The organism is Roseovarius sp. (genome assembly GCF_027019125.1).
Classification (GTDB): Bacteria; Pseudomonadota; Alphaproteobacteria; order Rhodobacterales; family Rhodobacteraceae; genus Roseovarius.
Genome location: NZ_JALUXE010000014.1, coordinates 140,629 through 164,750, shown reverse-complemented (window position 1 = coordinate 164,750; position 24,122 = coordinate 140,629). Strand labels below are relative to the sequence as shown.

19 protein-coding genes are annotated in these 24,122 nt (G+C 63.5%); 7 read left to right on the top strand and 12 right to left on the bottom strand.

Going from position 1 to position 24,122, the window contains the following annotated elements:
• Positions 1-54 precede the first annotated feature (54 nt).
• On the top strand, positions 55-4,302 hold the full coding sequence (gene rpoC / locus MVC20_RS06850) for a DNA-directed RNA polymerase subunit beta' (RefSeq protein WP_297539697.1): 4,248 nt from the start codon (positions 55-57) through the stop codon (positions 4,300-4,302).
• A 95-nt stretch (positions 4,303-4,397) separates the two neighbouring features.
• Here rpoC and MVC20_RS06845 read toward each other — a convergent pair whose 3' ends face one another.
• From MVC20_RS06845 to MVC20_RS06810, 8 genes are all read right to left on the bottom strand, one after another.
• Positions 4,398-6,434 carry an ABC transporter ATP-binding protein gene (locus MVC20_RS06845; protein ID WP_297539695.1) on the bottom strand — a complete coding sequence of 679 codons (2,037 nt, stop codon included), beginning with the start codon at positions 6,432-6,434 and terminating at the stop codon, positions 4,398-4,400.
• 1 nt (position 6,435) lies between these two features.
• On the bottom strand, positions 6,436-7,287 hold the full coding sequence (locus MVC20_RS06840) for an ABC transporter permease (RefSeq protein ID WP_297539693.1): 852 nt from the start codon (positions 7,285-7,287) through the stop codon (positions 6,436-6,438).
• Positions 7,284-8,243, bottom strand: a complete 960-nt coding sequence (locus tag MVC20_RS06835; RefSeq protein WP_297539691.1) for an ABC transporter permease — start codon at positions 8,241-8,243, stop codon at positions 7,284-7,286. Before MVC20_RS06835 ends, MVC20_RS06840 begins: the two co-directional genes overlap by 4 nt.
• Before the next feature lie 148 nt (positions 8,244-8,391).
• The gene (locus tag MVC20_RS06830) at positions 8,392-9,081 is read right to left on the bottom strand and encodes an ABC transporter ATP-binding protein (protein ID WP_297539689.1); all 690 of its coding nucleotides are present in this window, start codon (positions 9,079-9,081) and stop codon (positions 8,392-8,394) included.
• Positions 9,078-9,842, bottom strand: coding sequence for an ABC transporter ATP-binding protein (locus tag MVC20_RS06825; protein ID WP_297539687.1), 765 nt, complete (start codon positions 9,840-9,842; stop codon positions 9,078-9,080). The genes MVC20_RS06830 and MVC20_RS06825 overlap by 4 nt, the downstream gene beginning before the upstream one ends.
• Positions 9,835-10,818: a branched-chain amino acid ABC transporter permease gene (locus tag MVC20_RS06820; protein WP_297539685.1), complete on the bottom strand. Its 984-nt coding sequence runs from the start codon at positions 10,816-10,818 to the stop codon at positions 9,835-9,837. Before MVC20_RS06820 ends, MVC20_RS06825 begins: the two co-directional genes overlap by 8 nt.
• Positions 10,815-11,735 carry a branched-chain amino acid ABC transporter permease gene (locus MVC20_RS06815; RefSeq protein WP_297539683.1) on the bottom strand — a complete coding sequence of 307 codons (921 nt, stop codon included), beginning with the start codon at positions 11,733-11,735 and terminating at the stop codon, positions 10,815-10,817. Before MVC20_RS06815 ends, MVC20_RS06820 begins: the two co-directional genes overlap by 4 nt.
• Positions 11,736-11,743: 8 nt before the next feature.
• The gene (locus MVC20_RS06810; RefSeq protein WP_297539681.1) at positions 11,744-12,226 is read right to left on the bottom strand and encodes a thioesterase family protein; all 483 of its coding nucleotides are present in this window, start codon (positions 12,224-12,226) and stop codon (positions 11,744-11,746) included.
• A gap of 149 nt (positions 12,227-12,375) precedes the next feature.
• Between MVC20_RS06810 and MVC20_RS06805 the strand changes: the two genes are divergently transcribed.
• Positions 12,376-12,861 (top strand): YHS domain-containing (seleno)protein, encoded by a 486-nt coding sequence (locus MVC20_RS06805; protein ID WP_297539679.1) that lies wholly within the window; start codon positions 12,376-12,378, stop codon positions 12,859-12,861.
• A 136-nt stretch (positions 12,862-12,997) separates the two neighbouring features.
• Here MVC20_RS06805 and MVC20_RS06800 read toward each other — a convergent pair whose 3' ends face one another.
• Both MVC20_RS06800 and htpX read right to left on the bottom strand, forming a co-directional pair.
• Entirely contained in the window at positions 12,998-13,633 is a 636-nt protein-coding gene (locus MVC20_RS06800; RefSeq protein WP_297539677.1) for a hypothetical protein, read from the bottom strand.
• 448 nt (positions 13,634-14,081) lie between these two features.
• Positions 14,082-14,942 carry a zinc metalloprotease HtpX gene (htpX, locus tag MVC20_RS06795; RefSeq protein WP_297539676.1) on the bottom strand — a complete coding sequence of 287 codons (861 nt, stop codon included), beginning with the start codon at positions 14,940-14,942 and terminating at the stop codon, positions 14,082-14,084.
• Positions 14,943-15,109: 167 nt separating this feature from the next.
• Here htpX and MVC20_RS06790 point away from each other — a divergent pair, with 167 nt between their 5' ends.
• From MVC20_RS06790 to MVC20_RS06775, 4 genes are all read left to right on the top strand, one after another.
• Positions 15,110-16,711 carry a choice-of-anchor L domain-containing protein gene (locus tag MVC20_RS06790; protein WP_297539674.1) on the top strand — a complete coding sequence of 534 codons (1,602 nt, stop codon included), beginning with the start codon at positions 15,110-15,112 and terminating at the stop codon, positions 16,709-16,711.
• A gap of 55 nt (positions 16,712-16,766) precedes the next feature.
• A complete protein-coding gene (locus MVC20_RS06785) occupies positions 16,767-17,408 on the top strand; it encodes a sulfotransferase family 2 domain-containing protein (protein ID WP_297539672.1) in 642 nt (213 codons plus the stop codon).
• A gap of 209 nt (positions 17,409-17,617) precedes the next feature.
• Positions 17,618-18,280: a Hint domain-containing protein gene (locus tag MVC20_RS06780; RefSeq protein WP_297539670.1), complete on the top strand. Its 663-nt coding sequence runs from the start codon at positions 17,618-17,620 to the stop codon at positions 18,278-18,280.
• 106 nt (positions 18,281-18,386) lie between these two features.
• The gene (locus MVC20_RS06775; protein WP_297539668.1) at positions 18,387-19,385 is read left to right on the top strand and encodes a type I glyceraldehyde-3-phosphate dehydrogenase; all 999 of its coding nucleotides are present in this window, start codon (positions 18,387-18,389) and stop codon (positions 19,383-19,385) included.
• A 15-nt stretch (positions 19,386-19,400) separates the two neighbouring features.
• Here MVC20_RS06775 and MVC20_RS06770 read toward each other — a convergent pair whose 3' ends face one another.
• Together MVC20_RS06770 and upp are read right to left on the bottom strand one after the other, a co-directional pair.
• Entirely contained in the window at positions 19,401-20,777 is a 1,377-nt protein-coding gene (locus MVC20_RS06770; protein ID WP_297539666.1) for an SPOR domain-containing protein, read from the bottom strand.
• 65 nt (positions 20,778-20,842) lie between these two features.
• Complete coding sequence (upp, locus tag MVC20_RS06765; protein WP_297539664.1) at positions 20,843-21,475, bottom strand: uracil phosphoribosyltransferase; 633 nt, start codon at positions 21,473-21,475, stop codon at positions 20,843-20,845.
• 204 nt (positions 21,476-21,679) lie between these two features.
• On the opposite strand from upp, the gene MVC20_RS06760 reads away from it, so the two are divergent.
• Complete coding sequence (locus tag MVC20_RS06760) at positions 21,680-23,959, top strand: NADP-dependent malic enzyme (protein ID WP_297539662.1); 2,280 nt, start codon at positions 21,680-21,682, stop codon at positions 23,957-23,959.
• Positions 23,960-24,122: the final 163 nt, after the last annotated feature.

Below are 24,122 nucleotides of genomic sequence, written 5' to 3'. Positions count from 1 at the left end.
TTCAAGAAAACGGCGTTTCAACTCTTTCCACTGCCAGCCTCTAAGGATTTGAAAATGAACCAGGAACTGACAAACAACCCGTTCAACCCTGTGGCACCGGCCAAGGTGTTCGACGAAATCAAGGTCAGCCTTGCCAGCCCCGAGCGTATCCTCAGCTGGTCCTATGGCGAGATCAAGAAGCCCGAGACCATCAACTATCGCACGTTCAAGCCCGAGCGTGACGGTCTCTTCTGTGCGCGTATCTTTGGCCCGATCAAGGATTACGAATGCCTCTGCGGCAAATACAAGCGCATGAAATATCGCGGCGTTGTCTGCGAGAAATGCGGCGTTGAAGTCACGCTGCAGAAGGTCCGGCGCGAGCGCATGGGCCATATCGAACTGGCCGCACCCTGCGCCCATATCTGGTTCCTGAAATCGCTGCCGTCGCGCATCGGTCTCATGCTGGACATGACGCTGCGTGATCTGGAGCGCGTGCTCTATTTCGAAAACTACGTGGTGATCGAGCCCGGTCTGACCGATCTGACCTATGGCCAGATGCTGACCGAAGAAGAGTTCATGGATGCCCAGGATGCCTATGGCATGGACGCCTTTACCGCCAATATCGGCGCCGAAGCGATCCGCGAGATGCTCCAGAACATCGACCTCGAGGCCGAGGCCGAGCAACTGCGCGCCGACCTCAAGGAAGCGACGGGCGAGCTGAAGCCAAAGAAGATCATCAAGCGTCTCAAGGTGGTTGAGTCCTTCATCGAATCCGGCAACCGTCCGGAGTGGATGGTGATGACGGTCATCCCGGTCATTCCGCCAGAATTGCGCCCGCTGGTGCCGCTGGACGGGGGCCGGTTCGCGACCTCCGACCTCAACGATCTCTATCGCCGGGTCATCAACCGGAACAACCGCCTCAAGCGGCTGATCGAATTGCGCGCGCCGGACATCATCGTGCGCAACGAAAAGCGGATGTTGCAGGAATCCGTCGACGCGCTCTTTGACAACGGCCGCCGTGGCCGCGTGATCACCGGCGCCAACAAGCGCCCGCTGAAATCGCTCTCGGACATGCTCAAGGGCAAGCAGGGCCGCTTCCGTCAGAACCTTCTGGGCAAGCGCGTCGACTTCTCGGGTCGTTCGGTTATCGTGACCGGTCCGGAACTCAAGCTGCATCAGTGCGGCCTGCCCAAGAAGATGGCGCTCGAGCTCTTCAAGCCCTTCATCTATTCGCGGCTCGAGGCCAAGGGGCTGTCGAGCACCGTGAAACAGGCCAAGAAGCTGGTGGAAAAAGAGCGTCCCGAGGTTTGGGATATTCTGGACGAGGTGATCCGCGAGCATCCCGTGATGCTCAACCGCGCGCCGACCCTGCACCGTCTGGGTATTCAGGCGTTCGAGCCGGTCTTGATCGAAGGCAAGGCCATCCAGCTCCACCCGCTCGTTTGTTCGGCCTTCAACGCGGACTTTGACGGCGACCAGATGGCCGTGCACGTGCCGCTGAGCCTTGAGGCGCAGTTGGAAGCGCGCGTACTGATGATGTCCACCAATAACGTGCTGTCGCCCGCCAACGGTGCCCCGATCATCGTGCCGTCGCAGGACATGATCCTCGGCCTTTATTACGTGTCGCTTCAGCGGGACGGGATGAAGGGTGAGGGCATGGTGTTCTCGTCCCTCGGCGAGGTCCAGCATGCGCTGGACGCAGGCGAGGTTCATCTGCATGCCAAGGTCACGGTCCGCGTTCCGCAGATCGACGAGCATGGCAACGAGGTCATGGTGCGGGTTGTCACCACGCCGGGCCGCGCGCGTCTCGGTGCGCTGCTGCCGCAGAATGCCAAGGCGCCCTTTAGCCTTGTCAACCGCCTCTTGCGCAAGAAAGAGGTGCAGCAGGTCATCGACACTGTCTATCGTTATTGCGGTCAGAAAGAGAGCGTCATTTTCTGTGACCAGATCATGACCCTCGGCTTCCGCGAAGCGTTCAAGGCGGGCATTTCCTTTGGCAAGGATGACATGGTCGTTCCAGACAACAAATGGAGCATCGTCGAAGAGACCCGCGCCCAGGTCAAAGGCTTTGAGCAGCAGTATATGGACGGCCTGATCACCCAGGGTGAAAAGTACAACAAGGTCGTCGATGCCTGGTCGAAGTGTAACGATCAGGTGACTGAGGCCATGATGTCCACCATCTCGGCTGAGGCGCGCGACGAGAACGGTGCCGTGCGGGAACCCAACAGCGTCTATATGATGGCGCACTCGGGCGCGCGGGGCTCGGTCACGCAGATGAAGCAGTTGGGCGGCATGCGCGGCCTGATGGCCAAGCCGAACGGCGACATCATCGAGACGCCGATCATCTCGAACTTCAAGGAAGGTCTGACCGTTCTTGAATACTTCAACTCGACCCACGGGGCCCGTAAGGGTCTGTCGGATACCGCTCTCAAAACCGCGAACTCGGGTTATCTGACGCGGCGTCTGGTGGACGTGGCGCAGGACTGCATCGTGCGCGAGCATGATTGCGGCACCGAGCGTGCGGTCACAGTCGAAGCTGCTGTCAACGACGGTGAGATCGTGGCCTCTCTGGCCGAGCGTTGCCTTGGCCGTGTGGCGGCTGAGGACATCATCGATCCGGTGAGCGAGGCGGTTCTGGTCGCCAAGGGGCAACTCATCGACGAGCGCATGGCGGATTCGTTGGAAGAGGCGGCTGTGCAGACCGTGCGCCTGCGCTCACCCCTGACCTGCGAGGCAGAGGATGGTGTGTGCGCCATGTGCTATGGTCGTGACCTTGCACGCGGCACCATGGTCAACATCGGCGAAGCGGTCGGCATCATCGCGGCCCAGTCCATCGGTGAACCCGGCACCCAGCTTACGATGCGGACCTTCCACATCGGCGGCGTGGCGCAGGGTGGCCAGCAATCCTTCCTTGAGGCAAGCCAAGAGGGCACGATTGCCTATGATCAGCCCCAGACGCTGGAGAACGCCAATGGCGAGACCCTCGTCATGGGCCGGAACATGAAGATCCGGATCATCGGCGACAAGGGTGTTGAATTGGCCAGCCACAAGGTCGGCTATGGCACCAAACTCTTCGTCAAGGAAGGCGCACGGGTAACGCGCGGTCAGAAGCTGTTCGAGTGGGATCCCTATACCCTGCCGATCCTCGCCGAGAAATCCGGTACCGCGAAATTCGTGGACCTGACCTCGGGCGTATCCGTGCGGGACGTGACCGACGAAGCCACCGGCATGACCCAGAAGATCGTGACCGACTGGCGCGCGGCCCCGCGCGGCAACGAGCTGAAGCCCGAAGTGTTCATCGTTGGCGACGACGGCGAGCCGATGCGCAATGACGCAGGCAATCCCGTGACCTACCCGATGTCCGTGGATGCCATTCTCTCGGTTGAAGAAGGTCAGCAGGTCCAAGCCGGTGACGTCATCGCACGTATCCCGCGCGAGGGCGGCAAGACCAAGGACATCACCGGCGGTCTGCCGCGTGTGGCCGAACTCTTTGAGGCACGTCGCCCCAAGGATCACGCCATCATCGCGGAAATCGACGGCTATGTCCGCTATGGCCGCGACTACAAGAACAAGCGTCGCATCACCATTGAACCCACCGACGAGAGCCTTGAGCCGGTGGAATACATGGTGCCCAAGGGCAAGCACATTCCGGTACAGGAAGGTGACTATGTCCAGAAGGGCGATTACATCATGGACGGCAACCCCGCGCCGCATGACATTCTCGCCATCATGGGGGTCGAAGCGCTTGCAAACTACATGATCGACGAGGTGCAGGAGGTTTACCGTCTGCAGGGTGTGAAGATCAACGACAAGCACATCGAAGTCATTGTACGCCAAATGCTGCAGAAGTGGGAAATCCAGGACTCGGGCGATACCACGCTGCTCAAGGGAGAGCATGTCGACAAGGTCGAGTTCGACGAGGCCAATGCCAAGGCAGAGGCCAAGGGCGGGCGTCCGGCATCGGGCGAGCCGATCCTTCTCGGGATCACCAAGGCTTCGCTGCAGACCCGGTCGTTCATCTCGGCGGCGTCCTTCCAGGAAACCACCCGCGTCCTCACCGAGGCTTCGGTTCAGGGCAAGCGCGACAAGCTGGTGGGTCTCAAGGAGAACGTCATCGTGGGCCGCCTGATCCCGGCGGGCACGGGTGGGGCAACCCAGGAAATGCGTCGGATTGCTCAGTCGCGTGACAACATCGTGATCGAGGCCCGGCAGGAAGAGGCTGCTGCTGCCGCTGCTCTCGCGGCCCCTGTGATCGACAATGACGTGGTTGGTGGTGATGATTTCGACAATTTCGTCGAAACCCCGGAGAGCCGCGATCAGTAAGGATCGCTGACAAGATATGGAAAAGCCCGGCCATTCGGCCGGGCTTTTTCGTTGGGGCGGTCGGTTCTCTTCACCGAAGATGAAGTGACGTCATTTCAGGTTTTCCGGGCGAGCTGTCCCATGCGACGCAGCTCATGCAGCGGGATATGGCAATGGATCACATGGCCGTCCCCGACCTCTTGTGCGGGTGGTGTGTCTGTTTCGCAGACCGCGCCCTGTTTGACCGGGCAACGCCGCTGGAAAGGACAGCCCCGCGCGGGTGGTGAAAGCTCCACCGAATCTTCGGCCAAAAGCCGGGGAACCTGATCCGGATCAGGTTCTAGCACCGCGCCCAAGAGCGCCTCGGTATAGGGGTGCGAGGGCTGCGTATAGACCGCATTAACCGGGCCTGTTTCGCATATCCGCCCCTGATAGAGCACGGCAACCCGGTCTGACAGCGCACGCACCACGGTCAGATCATGGCTGACAAAGACAAAAGCGGTGCCGTGCATCCCTTTGAGATCGTTCAACAATTCCAGAACCGCCGCCTGCACCGAAACGTCGAGCGCCGAAGTGATCTCGTCGCAGAGCACGATGTCAGGCCCCGCGGCAAAGGCGCGTGCTACCGCCACGCGCTGTTTCTCACCGCCCGAAAGCTGCCCCGGGCGGCGGTCCAGGTAATGCGCCCCAAGCCGCACCGTTTCGAGCAGTTCGGCGGCACGATCGCGCAGCGCGTTATCCCTGAGCCCGAAATAGAGCCGCAAGGGTTGGGCCAGAATCTCGCCGACCGTTTGGCGTGGATTGAGGCTGTCGTCGGGGTTCTGGAAAATCATCTGGATGCGCCGCAACTGATCGGGGCGGCGATCGTCGGCCAAAGACGGCAGGGCCGCGCCATCGTCGAGGCTGATCCGGCCCTTTGCGGGGGCCAGGAGACCGGCGATAGATTTCAGGATCGTCGATTTGCCGCTTCCGGACTCGCCCACCAATCCCAGTGTCTCGCCGCGCCGAAGGTCAAGCGTGATCCCGTCTACTGTTGCTGGCGGGGCAGGTTGCCCCGTCAGTCGCGCAAAGAAACCGGGACGCCCGTAGCAGATCGCGAGGCTGTCGAGTGAGAGGGCAAGTGGACTATCTGCGGAGCAGCAGGTCAGCGCCGTTCCGGCATGTCCGGAGCGCATACTCTCAACTTCGGCCGGGTAGTGACAGCGCGTCATTTGATCCGCCTCGCCTGCAACCATTGGGGGACGGGTGGTCTGGCAGGTCTCGGTCGCCATGGTGCAGCGCGGAGCAAAGGCACATCCCGCGCGGGCGCTCTCTGGTCCGGGCGGACGCCCCTCCAATGCCCGTGGGAGGGTGCTGTCGCCAAGTCGAGGGATCGAAGCCAGAAGGCCGCGGGCGTAGGGGTGAGCAGGGTGGCGGAGCACGCTTCGGGTGGGGCCCGTCAGCACGGTTTCCCCGGCGTAGAGCACCTGAACGCGGTCGCAGACCCGCGCGATGACGCCCAGATCGTGGCTGACATAGACCATGGCCATGTTGCGCGCGCGCGCCAGATCGCGCAACAGATCGAGGATATGCGCCTGTGTGGTGACATCGAGTCCGGTAGTCGGTTCATCCAGCAAGAGCGCGTCCGGCTCTCCGGCGAGGGCCATGGCGATGGCCACGCGCTGTTGCTGGCCGCCCGACAATTCATGCGGATAGCGGTGCAGGATTGCTTGGGGGTCGGGCAGGCGCACCTGGGTCAAAAGATCCAGCGCCCGTGCCGCATGCGCGCTCTCTGGCAGGGCGCAGTGCAGGCGCAGTGCCTCATTGATTTGCTGCCCGATCCGCAGGGTCGGCGTCAGGGCCTGTCCGGAGTTCTGCGGGATGAGGCCCAGTTGCCCGCCGCGGACCTTCGACAGCTCTTGCGCGGAGAGGGCAAAGGTATCAGAGCCGTTATAGATCACTTCGCCGGACAGCCTGACGAGCCCGTGTTTCAGATAACCCATGGCCGCCAGTGCCAGCGTGCTCTTTCCCGAACCACTTTCTCCAACGATACCAAGGCTTTCTCCGCGGCAGACCGTCAGGTCGACCTCATGCAGCACAGGCAGGATGCGACCGGATCGCCCGCGAAAGCCGACGCAGAGCTTGCGAATGGCGAGAAGGGGGGGCGTGCTCATGTCACACCACCGCCGCCCGGCTTTGATCAAGGCCGAGCGTCTTGGCGAGCGCGTCCGCCGAGAGGTTGATGCCTATGATAAGGCTGGAGAGGGCCACAACCGGTGCGATCACGCCCCAAGGGGCCAACGACATGTAGACCCGGGCGTCGGAAACCATCAGCCCCCAGTCGGGGCGTGGCGGGGCGACGCCAAAACCCAGAAAGGACAGCGCGGAGAAGCCCAAGAGCATCCAGGACCAGCGCATCGCGCCTTCCACCAACAAAACATCGGTGACATTGGGCAAGAGTTCGCGGCGCACGATGTCCATCGGGCGGTGCCCACGGGCGCGCGCGGCGGCGATGAAATCGCGGGCAACCACCTCATGCGCTGCGGCGCGGGCGACGCGGATCACTGGAATCCCGAAGAAAAACGCCAATGTGGGCATCAGAACCTCGCCGCCGCTGCCAAAGACGGTGATCAAGACCAAGAGCGGCAGGATACCGGGCAGGGCAAGGAACGCATCGACAAGACGCAGGGTGATGTCGTCCGCCCAACCGCCGCGCAAACCGAGGTAGACGCCCAGGAGACCGCCCCAGAGAAGGGCAATCGGAGTGGCGATGCCGGTGATCACCAAGGCCTCGCGCCCGCCCAAGAGCACGCGCGTCAGCACGTCGCGGCCGAGGTGATCGGTGCCGAGCCAATGCTCGGACGAGGGCCCGGTGAGGGTCTGGAGGGCGTTCATCGCCTTGTAATCAAAGGGAACTATCCAAGGGCTGATGAGGGCCAGCACAAGATGACTGAGGACCAGGGCAAGGCCGATGGCACCCGAGGGGCGATGCGCCATGGCGCGGAGGATGGCGAAGGTGCGGTTCATCCCCGCCTCATGTGGTGGCTGCGCAGGCGCGGGTTGAGGGCGAGGCTGAGAATGTCGGCAATCAGGTTGATGGCGACATAGGTCGCGGCCACGATCAGGGTGATGGCCTGCACGACGGGCAGGTCACGGCCCGAGATGGCATCGACCAGAAGCCGGCCAAGTCCCGGATAATTAAAGACAACTTCGACCACAACCACCCCACCCAAGAGCCAAGCCACGGTGAGGGCGATGATGTTGATTGCGGGCAAAAGGGCATTGGGCAGGGCATGGCGAAACACGATCCGCCAATAGGGGACGCCCTTGAGCGTGGCCATTTGAACATAATCGCTGGCCATGGCGTCTATCACGGATGAACGCACCATGCGCATGATATGAGCCACCATAAGCATGGTCAGTACCACCGCAGCAAGGATGAATTCAGGAAAAAATTCAAGGGGTTGCGCGTCGGCGGGGGTAAGGACGATGGCTGGAACCCAACCCAGCCAGATGGCAAAGACAAGGATCAGGATGGTGGCGGCGACGAATTCGGGAATGGTCATGGCGAGGATTGCGCCAGTGGAGAAAAGAATGTCGACCCAGGTATCACGGCGCAGACCGGCGACGGTGCCAAGGAAAATAGACAAGGGAATTCCAACACTTAGCGCCCCCGCTGCCAGCAAGAACGAGTTGCGAACGCGAAAACCGACGAGTTCCGAGATGCTTTCCTGACCATTCGCGGAAACACCGAAATCGCCCTGTAGCGCAGAGGCCGCCCAAGAGAGGTAGCGATTGAGCGCAGGTGCATTCAACCCCATGATTTCACGGCATTTTTCCAGAGCCTCGCCATGTGCGTCGCGTTCCAGGACGGCGGTGCACGCGTCGCCGGGCAGGGCCTCGACCCCGAGGAAGATAAGCGCCGAGACCAGCCAGATTGTGACCAGCCCAAGCGCCAACCGCTTGAAAATCAGAGCAAACATCCGTTCTGTCCCCAATCGGGCACAGGTCCCCAGCCCATGCCTGCGGGCAGACTAGACCAGCCTTGGCGCGCCCGTCGAGGACTTCTTGGGGGGGCGACCTGACAAAACTTACAATTTCACGCGAGTTTTGTAAGGTCGGGCGGTGGTGTCAGACCCCGAGATAGGTATCGGTGAGATCCGGGGTGAGCGCGCCAAACGGTCCGCTCCAGACGGTCCGTCCCTTTTCGAGAATCACGGCGCTGTCGGCAACGCGTCCGAGTTCGCGGATGGATTTGTCGATCACTAAGAGCGCCATGCCGGTTTCGGATTTGAGACGGGCGAGCGCGGCCCAGATTTCCTGACGCACCACCGGGGCCAGCCCTTCGGTCGCCTCGTCGAGGATGAGGAGGCGGGGATTGGTCATGAGCGCCCTGCCAATCGCCAGCATCTGCTGTTCGCCCCCCGAGAGAGAGGCGGCGATCTGATCCTGACGTTCGGCCAGGCGCGGAAAGAGGCGGGTGACGGCGGCCATGTCCCATGTGCCGGGGCGGGCGGCGGCGATGAGGTTCTCGCGCACGGTGAGGCTGGCAAAGCAGCGTCGCCCCTCGGGGACAAGGCCGACGCCTGCGCGGGCGGCGCGGTGGGCGGGCATGCCACTGAGGTCACGCCCGGCAAAGGTCGCGGTGCCGCCGCTCTGGCGCAGGAGGCGGCAGATCACCTTGACGGTGGTGGATTTGCCCATGCCGTTGCGGCCCATGAGGGCCACGACCTCGCCTTCGCGCACCGAGAGGTTCACATCGAACAGCGCCTGACTTGCACCGTAAGAGGCGGTGATCTGTGTGAGGGACAGAAGCGTCATGGCGCGACCTCGTCCGTATCATCGCCGAGATAGGCGCTGCGCACCTCGGGATCGCGGCGGATCTCGTCCACGGTGCCGGTGGCGATGATCTGGCCATAGACCAGTACGCTGATCCGGTCGGCGAGGGCAAAGACCGCGTCCATGTCATGTTCGACCAAGAGGATCGGGGCCTCGGCGCGCAGACCGTCGAGCAGCGTGGTCAGGGCGCGGGTGCCATCGGCGCCAAGCCCGGCCATGGGTTCATCCATGAGAAAGGCGCGCGGGCGCAGGGTGAGGGCGATGGCCACCTCCAACTGGCGGCGTTGCCCGTGCGACAGCTCTGCACAGCGGGTGTTGCGGGCGTCAATCAGGCCCACGGTTTCGAGTGCGGATTCGGCGCGGGCGCGCAGATCGGCATCGCGCAGCACGGGGCGCAGAAAGCGCACCACATCGCCGCGCTGGCCAAGCGCGCCAAGCAGGGCGTTTTGCAGCACGGTATAGTCCATCGGCAGCGCCGAGATCTGGAAGGTGCGCGCCATGCCGCGCCGCGCGCGCGCCGCCGTATCTAGCGCGGTGACATCCTGCCCGGCAAAGAGGATGCGGCCTGCGTCAGGGCGCAGCGCGCCGGCGATCTGGGCAATGAGGGTGGATTTGCCCGCGCCGTTGGGGCCGATCAGGGCGTGAATCTCGCCGGGTCTGAGATCGAGCGTGATGTCGCGGCTGGCGGTGAGCGCGCCAAAGCTCTTGGTCAGCCCCTGAATGTCGAGGATGGGATCAGTCATGCGGCTGTTCCCGTCCGGCGATGAGCCCGTAGAGCCCGCCGCGTGCGAAAAGCACGGTGCCAAGCAGGATCGCGCCCAAGTAGATGTGCCAATAATCGCTGAGCCCGCCGAGACTGTGTTCGAGCAGGATGAAGAGTGCGGCCCCGGCGACCGGGCCAAAGACACGGCCAACCCCGCCCAGGATCACGAAAACCATGATCTCGCCCGAGGTCTGCCAGGAGAACATCACCGGGCTGACAAAGCGGTTGAGATCGGCAAAAAGCGCGCCGGCAAGTCCGGTGATCGCGCCTGAGAGCGTGAAGGCGATGAGATAGAGGCGGTAGGGGCGGTGGCCAACGGCGGCAACGCGCGCCTCGTTCTGCCGTGCGGCGCCCAGCATGAGGCCAAAGTTCGAGCGGGCAAGCCGCGTGGTGAAGAAAAGGATCAGCGCCAGAAGCCCATAGCAGAGCGCGAAGAACTGGATCGGGTCCATCGTGTTGAGGCCGGGAAAGCCGTTGCGGACATAGATCGAAAGACCGTCCTCGCCGCCATAGGTGGGCCAGGAGATCGCGAAATAATAGAACATCTGCGAAAAGGCCAAGGTGATCATGATGAAGTAGACCCCCGTGGTGCGCAGGGAGAGCGCGCCGGCGGCGAGCGCGGCGAGGGCCGAGGTGAGCGTGGCGATGACCCAGATCACCGGCATGGATTTGGTGCCGGGAATTGTCAGGGGCCAGTCGGTGACGCTGGTGTAGGTCTGGGCGTGATAGGCGAGGATGCCCATGGCATAGCCGCCCAGCCCGAAGAAGAGCGCGTGCCCAAAGCTGACGAGCCCGCCGAATCCGAGCGCGATGTTGAGCCCGACCCCGGCGATGGCGAGGATCACGGCGCGGGTGGTGAGGGTGATCAGAAACGGCTCGTCCATGACCCAAGCGTAGAGGGGGAAGAGCAGAAGTATGGCCATCAGGGCGGCGTTGAGCAGGGTTTCGCGGCTCATGTCGCGGCCCCGAAGAGGCCACGGGGCCGAAAGGTCAGGACGCCCGCCATGAGGATATAGATCGCCATAGAGGCGAGAGAGGCGCCGACGGAATTGGCCGCCGCCGGGTCCATGAAGGTGGCGAAGACGGTTGGAAGAAGGGCGCGGCCCATGGTGTCGGTCAGACCGACGAGAAGCGCGCCGATGAACGCGCCCTTGATCGAGCCGATGCCGCCAATCACGATGACGACGAAGGCGAGAATGAGCACCGGCTCGCCCATGCCGACCTGCACCGATTGCACCGCCCCGATGAGCGCCCCCGCAAAGCCCGCAAGGGCCGCGCCGAGGGCGAAAACCAGCGTGTAGAGCGCCGAGATATTCACGCCCAGGGCGGCGATCATCTCGCGGTCATTCTCGCCGGCGCGGATGCGGATGCCGAGGCGGGTTTTCGAGATCATGGCAAAGAGGGCGGCGGCGATCACCAGCCCTGCGCCGATCATCGCAAGGCGGTAGCGCGAATAGTCGATGCCAAACGGCAGGCGCAGCGTGCCCGAGAGCCAGTCGGGCGTGTCGAGATAGAGCGGAAAAGAGCCAAAGACCCAGCGGGTGCCCTCAGACAGGATCAGGATGAGGGCGAAGGTGGCCAGGACCTGATCGAGATGGTCGCGGTCGTAGAGGCGGCGGATGACGAGCAGTTCGATCAGCACGCCCGCCACGGCCGCAGCGGCAAGGCTGGCGGCGAGGGCCAAGAGGAACGAGCCGGTCAGCCCTGCGACCCAGGCGGCGGCGAAGGCACCGATCATGTAGAGCGAGCCATGGGCCAGGTTGATGAGCCCCATCACGCCGAAAATGAGCGTGAGCCCGGCCGCCATGAGAAACAGCATCACCCCGAATTGCAGCCCGTTGAGGGCCTGTTCGATGAGCAGGACGGTGGGCATCGTTCGGGTCAGCCCTTGGGTTTGAGGCCGATGCGGCGGCCGATGCCATCGGGGCGGGGCAGGGCGGCGTGCGCCTTGGCCATCGCGGCCACACGCGCGGCGACATCCTCGGGCATGGGCACGACGCGCGGGCCGTTGAGATCCACATGCAGGGTCAGCCCTTCGCCGGTGGCGGCAATCCAGCCATCGCTGTGATAGAGTTCCTGAAAGAAGTGAAAGCGCTTGCCATCGTGGTCGAGAAGATAAAAGCTGCTGCGAAGCTGATCGCCCAGTTTCACCTCGCGCAGATAGCGGATGTGGAATTCGGCGCTGAAGGTGGTGAGGTTGCGGGTGGCGCGATACTCGGGACCAAAGCCCATTTCCTCGAATGCCTCATCGGCGCAGCGGTCGAAAAGCACGGTGTAATAGCCCATGTTCATATGACCGTTGTAGTCGATCCAGCCCTCTTCGACCGGGTGGAAAGCGGAGAGGAAGGGCTGGGCGTCGGGCATTGGACCTCCGGGCGTTGGGGTTTGCGCATCTTTTAGGGGATTTGCGGCGGCAAAGGCAATGGCAAGGGGGCGCTGGCGGTTTCGTGATTTGGATTTCACGAACCCGTGCTTAGGTGAGCGCAGAGTTGGATCGGCAGGGGAGACGCGCGATGATCACACGGCGGGGCGTTTTGGCGGCAGCGGTTCTGGTTGGGGCCGGGGCGGCGGGCTATCTCGTATGGGGGCGGGGCGGGTTCGAGGAACTGGCGGCAGCCCCGGTCTATGCCCCGGAGGGCGTGGCGCTGGGCGGCACCGATCCGGTGGGCTATTTCAGCGAGGGACGCCCGGTGGCGGGATCCCCTGCGCATCGTTACGACTGGAACGGCGCGACCTGGCATTTCGCCAGTGCCGAGAACCGCGACGCCTTTGCCGCCGACCCCGCCCGCTACGCGCCGCAATATGGCGGCTTCTGCGCCTGGGCGGTGGCGGAGAAGGGCAAGCTTTACTCAACGCAACCGCAGAATTGGGCGATCGTGGAGGGCAAGCTTTACCTCAACTTCAACGACGACATTCAGGAGAAGTGGCAGGCGGATGTGCCGGGGTTCATCGCGCGGGGGGATGCGCGGTGGCCTGAGGTGTTGAAGGGGGAGGGGTAGGGGGGCTTAGTGGAGCCTCGGGTCTAATCCGTGTTATGACGGATTCCAGCCCTTTCTGACAGTCGCGATTAACACATCAAGTGTGAGCGCTGGCCCGAAGCAGCCATGGAGCCGACCGGTGGAATAGGTTAATTCTTCATAGCCAAATCGGTCGATTGCCAGCTTCTAGTTCGCGTATCACTTCATCCCAAAAGGTGATTGCTTCTTCGCAGATTGGGTCAAAGAACCGGCCCACACCTCTGTTTGTCACCTTCGTTCCTTCGAAGATCGACTCGTATCCCACGACTTCATCATCATCAATCAATGTACGTACGCCAAGGAGCCTGCCCCCCGGCACGCTGGTTTGTGGTCGTTGAACATCAATCCCTAAGAAATCTTGATGCACCGTTAGCCTGCCGTGGCCGACTTCATCGACCTGAATATTAAGAACATTCTGTCGGCTTAATGTGTGGTGCTTTGTCGTGTCAGCGATCTTATGGAGAAGTTTTAAAGAGCCGTTGGCATCCCGGGCTCGACCTAGGAAATTTCCAATATTGCCGAGCTCGCATCCTAGCTCTAAGCCATGATGATATGTCCAATCGGCTAGATGATGGATGGTCACCGCGAGGTTAAGAGCATGGTCGGCTCGATCGGCTGGGTCATCGGCATTCTGGTATCTTTGAAGCTCTCGGCGAGCTTTGGCTAAGAAATCAGGCGCCCTTGCGAGCCCGAGACGAATGCTAGGCATTGTTTGGTGATCTCCCCTGAAGAGTCGAACATTGCGAGTCGTCATGATCACACAACACAATGATGTACTACAACTTTGCAAGGTCCGCTCCCTGCGCATTGGTGACCTTGGTGCGTAGTGCAGCATTGATGACGTGAGAACATGCGCTGTGGCAGCGCTTCAGCGCCGTGCGGCCCTAGTCAATGCGCGGAATCAAGGCACCGCAGGTGCCGCCGCGCGGCGCCCGACCGCCCCCTCGGGCGGGCGCCTTTGCAGCGTTGCAACATGCTGCCAGCGCGGAGGTGTTTGGCTGGGATTAATTGCCAGACTGCACGGGTTCAGCGCCCACCCGGCGGACGGGCGCCGCGCGGCGACACCCTACTCCCCCCTCGTGTCCAAGGCGTGCGCCTCTGCGCGGCGGTGCCTGCGGCACCTTGATTCCGCGCATTGGGGACTGGGGCGCATGACAGCTTTAATAACCTCGGCCTTGGGGTGAAGACTCCGGCCTACCCCCTCACGCCCAAGGCCCCCTTTGGGCGCGTACGCCGGCCATTTCGCGCAGGGCGCGGATGCGGTTGGCGGGGTTGGGGTGGGTGGAGAAGAGCCGGTCATGGGCATGGGCGTGCAGCGGGTTGATGATGAACATATGCGCCGTGGCGGGGTTACGCTCGGCGGTGTCATTGTCGATGCGCTGGGCCAGCCCCGAGATCCTCTCGAGCGCGGAGGCGAGCCAGAGCGGGTTGCCGCAGATCTCGGCGCCGATGCGGTCGGCCTCGTATTCGCGGCTGCGGCTGATGGCCATTTGCACGAGGCCCGCCGCGAGGGGGGCGAGGATCATCAGGGCCAGCGTGCCGATCAGCCCCATGCCGTTGTTGCGGTTGCCGCCCATGAACATCGCGAAATTGGCGAGCATCGAGATGGCACCCGCGAAGGTCGCGGTCACGGTCATGATCGTGGTGTCGTGGTTGCGGATATGGGCCAGCTCATGCGCCATGACGGCGGCAATCTCTTCTCGGCTGAGGCTGCGCAGCAGGCCGGTGGTGGCGGCGACGGCGGCATTGGCGGGGTTGCGCCCGGTGGCGAAGGCGTTGGGCTGATCGTTGTCGAGGATGTAGACCGCCGGGCGCGGCATGCCGGCGGCATCGGCCATGTCATGCACCATCTGGGTGAGCGCCGCACCCTCTGGCCCCGAGGCGGGGCGGGCATTGTGCATGCGCAGCACCATGCGGTCGGAATTCCACCAGCTGAAGGCGTTCATGGCGAGCGCCACGATCAGCGCCACCATCGCCCCGCCCATGCCGCCCAAGAGCGCGCCGATGCCCAGAAAGAGCGCGGTCATCGCCGCCATCAGAATGCCAGTACGCAGATAGCCCATCGGATTTCCCCATGTTTCTGAGCCAAATATGGCGGTTGACGCAGGGCTTGCAAGTGTCCGGCGGGTGGCCGGGTTACTTAAAATTGGGAGCGTTTGGCGTGTGCGCGTTAAACGGCTCTTGAGAATTCGGGTGCCAGTCTCTCTGCAAAGCTGCACGGAGACTTGAGATGGCCACAGCCTCGGAACTGCCGATTGATACCACGGCCAGCGCGATGGACATGGCCGTGGCCATGTTCGGCCATGGCATCACGATCGTTTCGGCCAGCTACACGGGGGCGGCAAGCGCGTCGGGGATCTATAGCGATGGAGACACGGTCGCGCCGGATCTGACGCCATCCGATACGGGCGTGATCCTGTCCACGGGCAACGCGGTGGATGTCACCAACGATCCCGGTCTGCTGAACCTTCTGGCGGATCCGAACCTTGTGGCCGATACCTCGACCGATCATGGGTTGGCGGGGGATGCGGATCTGTCCGCGCTCTCGGGGCAGGCGACGTTCGACGCGGCGGTCTTTGAGGCCGAGTTTGTGCCCCAGGGCAGCACGCTGACCATGCAGATCGTGTTCTCGTCCGAGGAATACCTCGAATGGGTCAATTCCGGGTTCAACGATACCGTGGGGGTCTGGGTCAACGGGGTGCAGGCCGAATTGACGGTGGGCAGCGGTGACATCACCATCAACAACATCAACGATGTCAGCAACTCCAACCTCTATGTCGATAACGCCGCGACGGCCGACACCTACAATACCGAGATGGACGGGTTCACCGTCACCCTCACGCTCAAGGCACCGGTGGTGGCCGGTGAGGTCAATACGATCAAGATCGGCATTGCCGATGGGGGCGACGGGGCGTTGGACAGCAACCTGCTGATCGCCGGGAATTCGATCCAGACCTCGTTGATTGCCGGGGATGACGTGATCGACGTGACGCCGTTTTCGCCGGTGGAAACCGATCTGCTGGCCAATGACACGAGTTCGGTGGGCGGGACGCTGACCATAACCGAGGTCAACGGTCAGCCGGTGGTCGTGGGCGATACGATCACGCTTGCCACGGGCGAGACGCTTGAGATGACGGCGACGGGGTTCGTGCTTGTGACCTCCGCCGAGGCGGTGGGCACGTCGAACATGCTGTCCTATACGGTGGCCGACGAGTTCGGCAATACCGACGTGGGCTTTGTCACGCTGAACACGGTGGCGCCCTGCTTTACCCAAGGCACGCTGATCGACACGCCCACGGGCCCGGTCGCGATCGAGGCGCTGCGCCCCGGCGATCTGGTGCTGACGCTGGATCATGGGCCGCAGCCCCTGCGCTGGATCGGGCGGAGCCCGAGGCGGGCAATGGGCGCGGATGCGCCGGTGGCTCTGGCCGCCAACGCGCTGGGGCGGCACGCGGCGCTGGAACTGTCGCCCAATCACCGTATCCTCGTGGCCTCGCCGCATGCGGAATTGCTGTTTGGGGCGCCTCAGGTGCTGGTCAAGGCGGTGGCGCTGATCAATGAGTGCTCGATCACGCGGCGCTGTGACGGCGCGGCGGTGATCTATGTGCATCTGCTGTTTGACCAGCATGAAATCGTGCGCGGCAATGGGCTCTGGAGTGAGAGCTATCATCCCGGCCAGATGACGCGGGGCAGTTTCGATGCCGAGACAGAGGCGGAGCTGCGCAGGCTTTTTCCAGATATATTTGCCCAAGGCGGCGCAGATTACGGGCCGAGCGCACGGTCTGATCTGCGTGCCCATGAGGCGCGGGTGCTGGTTGACGCGATGCGCTGAGGGGACGCGGGCGAAAAGGGCTTTCGCGTGGCGGTGCAGCGGCTAGGGTGGAGGCATGATCATTTCGCCCGGCCGCAATTACATTTTCGTGCATATTCCCAAGACCGGCGGCACCGCACTGTCGCTGGCGCTGGAGGCGCGCGCGCAGGCCGAGGATATTCTGATCGGCGACACACCCAAGGCGCGCCGCAGGCGGGCGCGGTTGCGCGGTGTCGAGACGCGTGGGCGGCTGTGGAAACATTCGACGCTGAGCGACATCGACGGGCTGGTGAGCGCCGAGCAGGTTGCGGCAGCCTTTACCTTTACGCTGGTGCGCAACCCCTGGGACCGGATGGTGAGCTATTATCACTGGCTGCGCGGGCAGGATTTCGATCACCCGGCGGTGCATCTGGCCAAGGACCGCGATTTCAATGGCTTTCTGGCGGCGCCCGAGACGCAGGCCGCGCTCCGCGCGACCCCGGCGCGGCATTACATGACGGCGGCGGACGGGCGCGAGTATTGTCGGCTCTTTATCCGGCTCGAGCATCTGGAAGAGGATGCAGCACCGCTCTGGGCGCATCTGGGATTCACGCTGGAGGTGACCCCGGCCAATCGCTCGGAGCGGGGCCCCTATGCCGAGTATTATGACGCCCGGACGGTGCAGATCGTGGCGGAGTGTGCCGCCGAGGACATCGCACGATTCGGCTATCGGTTCTGAGCGCCGCTGACAAGTTCGTGAGATTGCCCGGGCCTTGGATGCCAATCATGCGGCTATGATCGCGTTGTCCACCCGGCTGCGACGGTGCCACATTCCTGCCTGAATTCGACCCAAAACGGGTCACGTTAACTATGCCTTAGTCGTCGGGTCCGAGAGCGCGCCCATCGTTGTGGGGCAGTAGAAATTCATGCAAAGGGGCCGGGACCTGTATGCTGGGTTTGTTTGGTATAACGGAACGCGAAACAGCGCGGGAACGGGTGGAGGAACCTGCCGGGGTGCTGAGCGGCCTGCTGAGCGGGACGCGGGTGGCCACGAGCCATGGTTGGCGTCCGGTGCAGGCGCTTTGCGCGGGTGATCGCGTCGTGACCTTTGACTCGGGTATGCAGCAGCTATGCGGTGTGACGCGGCATCGGGTCTGGACGGGTGAGACCGCCTGTCCTCAGCGGTTCTGGCCACTGGACGTCGGGCGCGGGGTTTTGGGCAATCGTGCGCCGCTGCGCGTGATGCCACATCAGGTGCTGATGGTTGAGAGCGATCTGGCCGAGACGCTGTGGGGCGATCCCTTTGCGCTCTTGCCCGGTGTGGCGCTGGAGGCAGCACCGGGGGTTGCACGGGTGATGCCCGAACCGGGCGCCGAGGTGGTCGTGCTGCACTTCGAGAGCGAGCAGGTGATTTTCGCGGAGAACGGCCTGATGGCGCTCTGCCCGGCGTCTTGCAACCTGCTGGACTATGCGCAAGAGCGCGCGGGGCCACGCTATGAGGTGTTGTCGCTGACCGAGGCGCGGGGGCTGGTTCTGGCCATGGCGCGGATGAACGGTCTGACGGCGGCCCCGCGCGATGTGGCCCAATCTGATCCTTGGGTTCAGGCCTGAGCGGGGGTAGCGCGCCCGGATTTGATCAAATTATGTTTCGGGGCTGGTGTTTCCCGGATCGGCACAGCAATGTCAGCGGTGTTGACCTGTCTGCCGGGAGGGCACCATGTCTGAGGACCGTATTCGTATTGCCATCAACGGGTTTGGCCGGATTGGCCGCACCATCCTGCGTATCCTGATGCGCGAGGGGGCGGCGTTTGAGCTGGTCTGCATCAACGATATCGAGCCGCTCGAGACCTGCGCCTATCTCTTTCAATATGACAGCGTGTTTGGCCCCTGGCCCGGTGTGGTCACGACGCGGCCCGGTGTTCTGGTGGTGGACGGGCAGGAGATTCCGTTTCATGCGGCGCGCGATCTGAGCACGCTGGACCTGAGCGGCGTCGATCTCGTGCTGGAATGCACCGGCATGGGCGGCAAGCGCGCGGTGGCCGAGCGGGGCTTGCAGGCGGGTGCGCGGGCGGTTCTGGTCTCTGGCCCCTCGGCGGAGGCGGATGTGACGCTGGTGATCGGGGCGAACGAGGGCGATCTGGGTGATCACCGGATCATTTCCAATGCCTCTTGCACGACCAATGCGCTGGCACCTTTGGCGCGGCTTCTGGACGAGGCCTATGGCATCGTCAGCGGGCAGATGACGACGGTACATTGCTACACCGGCAGTCAGCCCACGGTGGACAAGCCACGCGATGCGCCCGAGCGCAGCCGCGCCGCTGCCCTGTCGATGGTGCCCACGACCACGAGCGCCCAGCATCAGACGGGGCTGGTTCTGCCCGGTCTTGAGGGGCGGATCGAGGCGCGGGCCATCCGCGTGCCGGTGGCGAGCGTGTCCTGCATTGATCTGGTGGTGCAACTGCGCGCCGATGTGACGGCGGAGGGCGTCAATGCCCACCTGCAAGAGGCGGCGGCGCGGCATGCGTGGCTGGGCTGGACCGAGGCGCCGCTGGTGTCGTCGGACCTGCGCGCACGTGCCGAGAGCCTGATCGTGGCAGGGCCGCAGACCTCGGTTTCGGTCGGCGGGCTGCTGCGGGTCTTTGGCTGGTATGACAATGAGTGGGGATTTTCCTGCCGCATGCTGGATATGGCACGGCTGATCGGGCGGCGGGGCTAAGCCGCCGCCCTTGCCTCACTTTCGCAAGGTGACGTTGCTGAACCCCATGGCGCGCAGGCGGTCGGCCCCGGCGCTGAGTTGCGATTGCGTGGCGAAGGGGCCGGCCAGCACGAGGGTAAGCGTGCGCCCGTCACGCGTGACGCTGCCGCGCCGTGCCGGAAGCCCGGAGGCGGCGATACGCTGGGCTGCGGCCTGCGCCTGTGCCGGATCGGCAAAGAGACCGGCCTGTGCATAGCGGTGGCTGGGTGCGCTCGGTGCATCCTTGGCGGGCGTCGAACGGGTCGAGACCGTGGCGCGTTGCGTATTGGCCTGTGCCACTTGCCGGGCCGTGATCGGGGCGGGGACGTAGCGGCCTTGGGTGGCGACGGTGACACCGGCGGCGCGCTGCGCCTCGAAACTGGTGTAGGGCGGTTGCAGGCCGGGGTACTGGTGGATCACGTCGGTTCCCGTGCGCCGGTCAATCAGGCGCTGCGGCACGGAGTTGGTCCACATCAGCAGCATCTGGTCGCGCCCTTCGAAGGTCTGGTGCGCGCGGTAGGGGTTGAGGCGGTCATCCTCCCATACCGGCTGCATGCCGGGGGGGACCGAGATGCCGGCGAGGCTGGTCTGCTGGCTGGCATAGACGCGGGCCGGGGCGACGCGGGTAAAGGGCGGCACGGTTTCGGGCGTGGCCGGAGTGCCCGGGCGCGGCGCAAGCGAGCGGCTGCCGCCGTTGCCATAGGTCACATGTGCCGATTTTTGCGGGCCGCAGCGCACCGGAGAGCCCTTGTGCTGGACGGTGTAGGCGGCGGACACGGGCGAGAGGTTGGCGCAGGCGCTGCGTGCGGGATCCGGTTGGGTCAGGCGCACGGCGCGGGCAGAGGGGGCAGGGGCCGCGCTGGTTGTGGCGGGGCGCAGGGCCACGGGGCGCGGATCGGCCTCGGGGCGCAGGGCGCTGAGCGGTGTGCCAGAGGCCACCTGGACCGGGGCTGTGCGAGGCCGCGGCTGGGTCGCGACCACGGGGGCGGCGACCGGGGACGGTGCGGGCGCCGTGGCGACGCGGGGTGCGGTGGGTGCCGGTGCGGTACGGGCTGGCGGCGTGGGTTTGGGGGCGGCCTGTGCCACGGGCTGCGCGGCTGCCGGGGCGGCGGCCTGAGCGCTGGGGGCGAGGCTGGGTTGGAAGCCGCAGAGCTGATCGCGGCCCCGTGTGATGCGTGGAACCCAAGTGACATTCCCCGCGACGCCCGCGCGCACAAAGACGCATCCGGCGCTATCGACATATTGCCGACCCTGATAGCTGCTGGGCGGGAATTCGGCGGGTTCCGCAGGAGTGCGCAGGGTCTGTGCGGACAGATCGACCGTGCCAAGCAGCAGGACGGTCGACGCCAAAATGGCAAGTGGTGAAAGTCTCATTACGCCCCCAACATCAATTGGGGGCAGGTTGCCTTATTTTTGCTGTTTAGTAAACAGTAATTGGCTTATTTAGTGCCGAACATGCGGTCACCCGCATCCCCTAGCCCTGGCAGAATATAACCCTTGTCATTCAAGCGCTTGTCGAGAGCGGCCGTGACGACGGGCACATCGGGATGCGCCTCTTGCATGCGTGCGACACCTTCGGGGGCGGCAAGCAGGCAGAGAAAGCGGATGTCGCGGGCGCCCGCCTCTTTCAGCATGGTCACGGCGGCGGCGGAGGAATTGCCGGTGGCCAGCATCGGATCGACCACAATCGAGAGGCGTTCGCCAAGTTGCTCGGGAACCTTGAAGTAATATTTGACCGGTTGAAGCGTGACCTCGTCACGGTAGAGGCCGACAAAGCCGACGCGCGCCGAGGGGATCAGCTCCAACATGCCATCGAGCAGACCGTTGCCCGCGCGCAGGATCGAAATGAGCGCGAGTTTGCGCCCGGCGAGGACAGGGGCGTCCATTTCCATCAGCGGCGTGTCGATGGCCCGTGTGGTCATCGGCAATTCGCGCGTGATCTCGTAGGCGAGCAACTGGCTGATTTCGCGCAGAAGCTGGCGAAAGACGGCGGTGGAGGTTTCCTTTTGCCGCATCAGGGTGAGCTTGTGTTGCACGAGCGGGTGATCGACGATGGTGAGATTCGGAAACATGGCGGGCCTCTTGCGCTGCGGTGCGTTCCGTCATTCCAGAAAACGCGCCCGAGGGCAACGTCGGGATGTGCCGCGCGCAAACGGGATTGCACGGCGCGGCGTGGCAGTGCAAGCTCGGGCTTGAAAAATCGCGGGGGCGTGATATGAGCATGCCGTAGCGGTAGTTTAATATTAAACTATATTGCCCGCAGGGAGATGAGGATCATGACCGACAGCCAAAAGGAAGCCACCCGTCAGGCGGCGCTCGATTATCACGCGTTGCCCCGGCCCGGAAAGCTGGAGATCCGCGCAACCAAGCCCATGGCCAATGGCCGCGATCTGTCGCGCGCCTACAGCCCCGGCGTGGCGGAGGCCTGTCTTGAGATCAAGGCCGATCCGGCCACTGCCTCGAAATACACGACGCGCGGCAACCTGGTGGCGGTTGTCACCAATGGCTCTGCGGTGCTCGGGCTTGGCAATATCGGGGCGCTTGCCTCCAAGCCGGTGATGGAGGGCAAGGCGGTTCTCTTCAAGAAATTCGCCAACATCGACTGTTTCGACATCGAAGTGAACGAAAGCGATCCCGAAAAGCTGGCCGCGATTGTCTGCGCGCTGGAGCCGACATTCGGAGCGGTCAACCTTGAGGACATCAAGGCGCCGGATTGTTTTGTCGTTGAACGAATTTGCCGCGAGCGGATGAACATCCCGGTTTTCCACGATGATCAGCACGGCACGGCGATTGTGGTGGGCGCTGCGGCCACCAATGCGCTGCATGTGGCGGGCAAGAAATTCGAGGACATCAAGGTGGTCTCGACCGGCGGCGGGGCGGCGGGGATTGCCTGTCTCAACATGCTGGTCAAGTTGGGCGTCAAGCGCGAGAACATCTGGCTCTGCGATATTCACGGGCTGGTGCATGTGGGCCGCGAGGTGGACATGAATCCGGAAAAGGCCGCCTTTGCGCAGGCGACCGAGCTGCGGACGCTGGGCGAGGTGATCGGCGGGGCGGACCTGTTCCTCGGGCTGTCGGGGCCCAATATCCTGACCCCCGACATGGTCAAGTCGATGGCCAAGCGACCTATCGTCTTTGCGCTGGCCAATCCGGACCCCGAGATCATGCCCGACGCGGCGCGCGAAGCGGTGCCGGATGCGATCATTGCCACGGGGCGGTCCGATTTTCCCAACCAGGTCAACAACGTGCTGTGTTTCCCGTTCATTTTCCGGGGTGCGCTCGATGTAGGCGCGACCGAGATCAATGATGCGATGCAGGTGGCTTGTGTGCAGGGGATCGCGGAATTGGCGCGCGCCTCGACCAGCGCCGAGGCGGCGGCGGCCTATCACGGCGAGCAGATGACGTTTGGCGCGGATTACCTGATCCCCAAGCCGTTCGATCCGCGCCTGTCCGGGGTTGTCTCGACCGCGGTTGCGCGGGCGGCAATGGAGAGCGGTGTGGCGGCGCGTCCCATTGCGGATCTGGAGGCCTACAAGGCAGGGCTCGATGCCAGCAAGTTCAAGTCGGCGCTGCTCATGCGGCCGGTCTTTCAGGCGGCGTCCACCGCCTCGCGGCGGATCGTGTTCGCGGAAGGCGAGGATGAGCGGGTGCTGCGCGCAGCGCAGGCCATTCTGGAGGAAACCACGGAGCAGCCGATCCTGATCGGCCGTCCCGAGGTGATTGCACGACGCTGCGAGCGGGCCGGGCTCTCGATCCGGCCGGAGCGGGATTTCAACATCGTCAACCCGCAGGACGATCCGCGCTATCGCGATTATTGGGAGACCTATCATGGGCTCATGGCGCGCAAGGGGGTCACGCCGGATCTGGCACGCGCCATCATGCGCACAAATATCACAGCGATTGGCGCGGTCATGGTGCATCGCAACGAGGCCGACAGCCTGATCTGCGGGACCTTTGGCGAATTCCGCTGGCATATGAAATACGTCAATCAGGTTCTCCAGGACGAAACCCGCCGCCCGCATGGGGCGCTGAGCATGATGATCCTCGAAGACGGGCCGCTCTTTATCGCCGATACCCATGTGCGGGTGACGCCGAATCCGGCGCAACTGGCCGAGACCGCGATCGGGGCCGCGCGACATGTGCGGCGGTTCGGCATCGCGCCCAAGGTTGCGTTCTGTTCGCAATCGCAATTCGGCAACCAGCCGGACGAGGGGGCAGAGCGGTTGCGGCAGGCGATTGCACTCCTGGACGAGGCGCCGCGTGATTTCACCTATGAGGGTGAGATGACGATTGATGCCGCACTTGACCCCGAGTTGCGCGAGCGGCTGTTGCCGGGCAACCGGATGCAGGGGGCTGCGAATGTGCTGGTGTTTGCCTATGCCGATGCCGCGTCGGGCGTGCGCAACATCCTCAAGATGAAAGCGGGGGGGCTCGAAGTGGGGCCGATCCTGATGGGGATGGGCAACCGTGCGCATATCGTCACGCCGTCGATCACCGCGCGGGGTCTGCTCAACATGGCGGCGATCGCGGGAACACCGGTGGCGCATTACGGGTAGAATCAGGGTTTGCAGGAAAAATCTTTGCGGATTTGCAAAGTTTCTTACAATTTCCGGTGGCGTGAACAAAAAAAGCCGCTTTGCAAAAATTTGCAGGGCGGCTTTGGTCATTTCTGCAAAATTTTTGCGACCTTCTGTCCCGTGGCCCTGCATGATGCTTGCC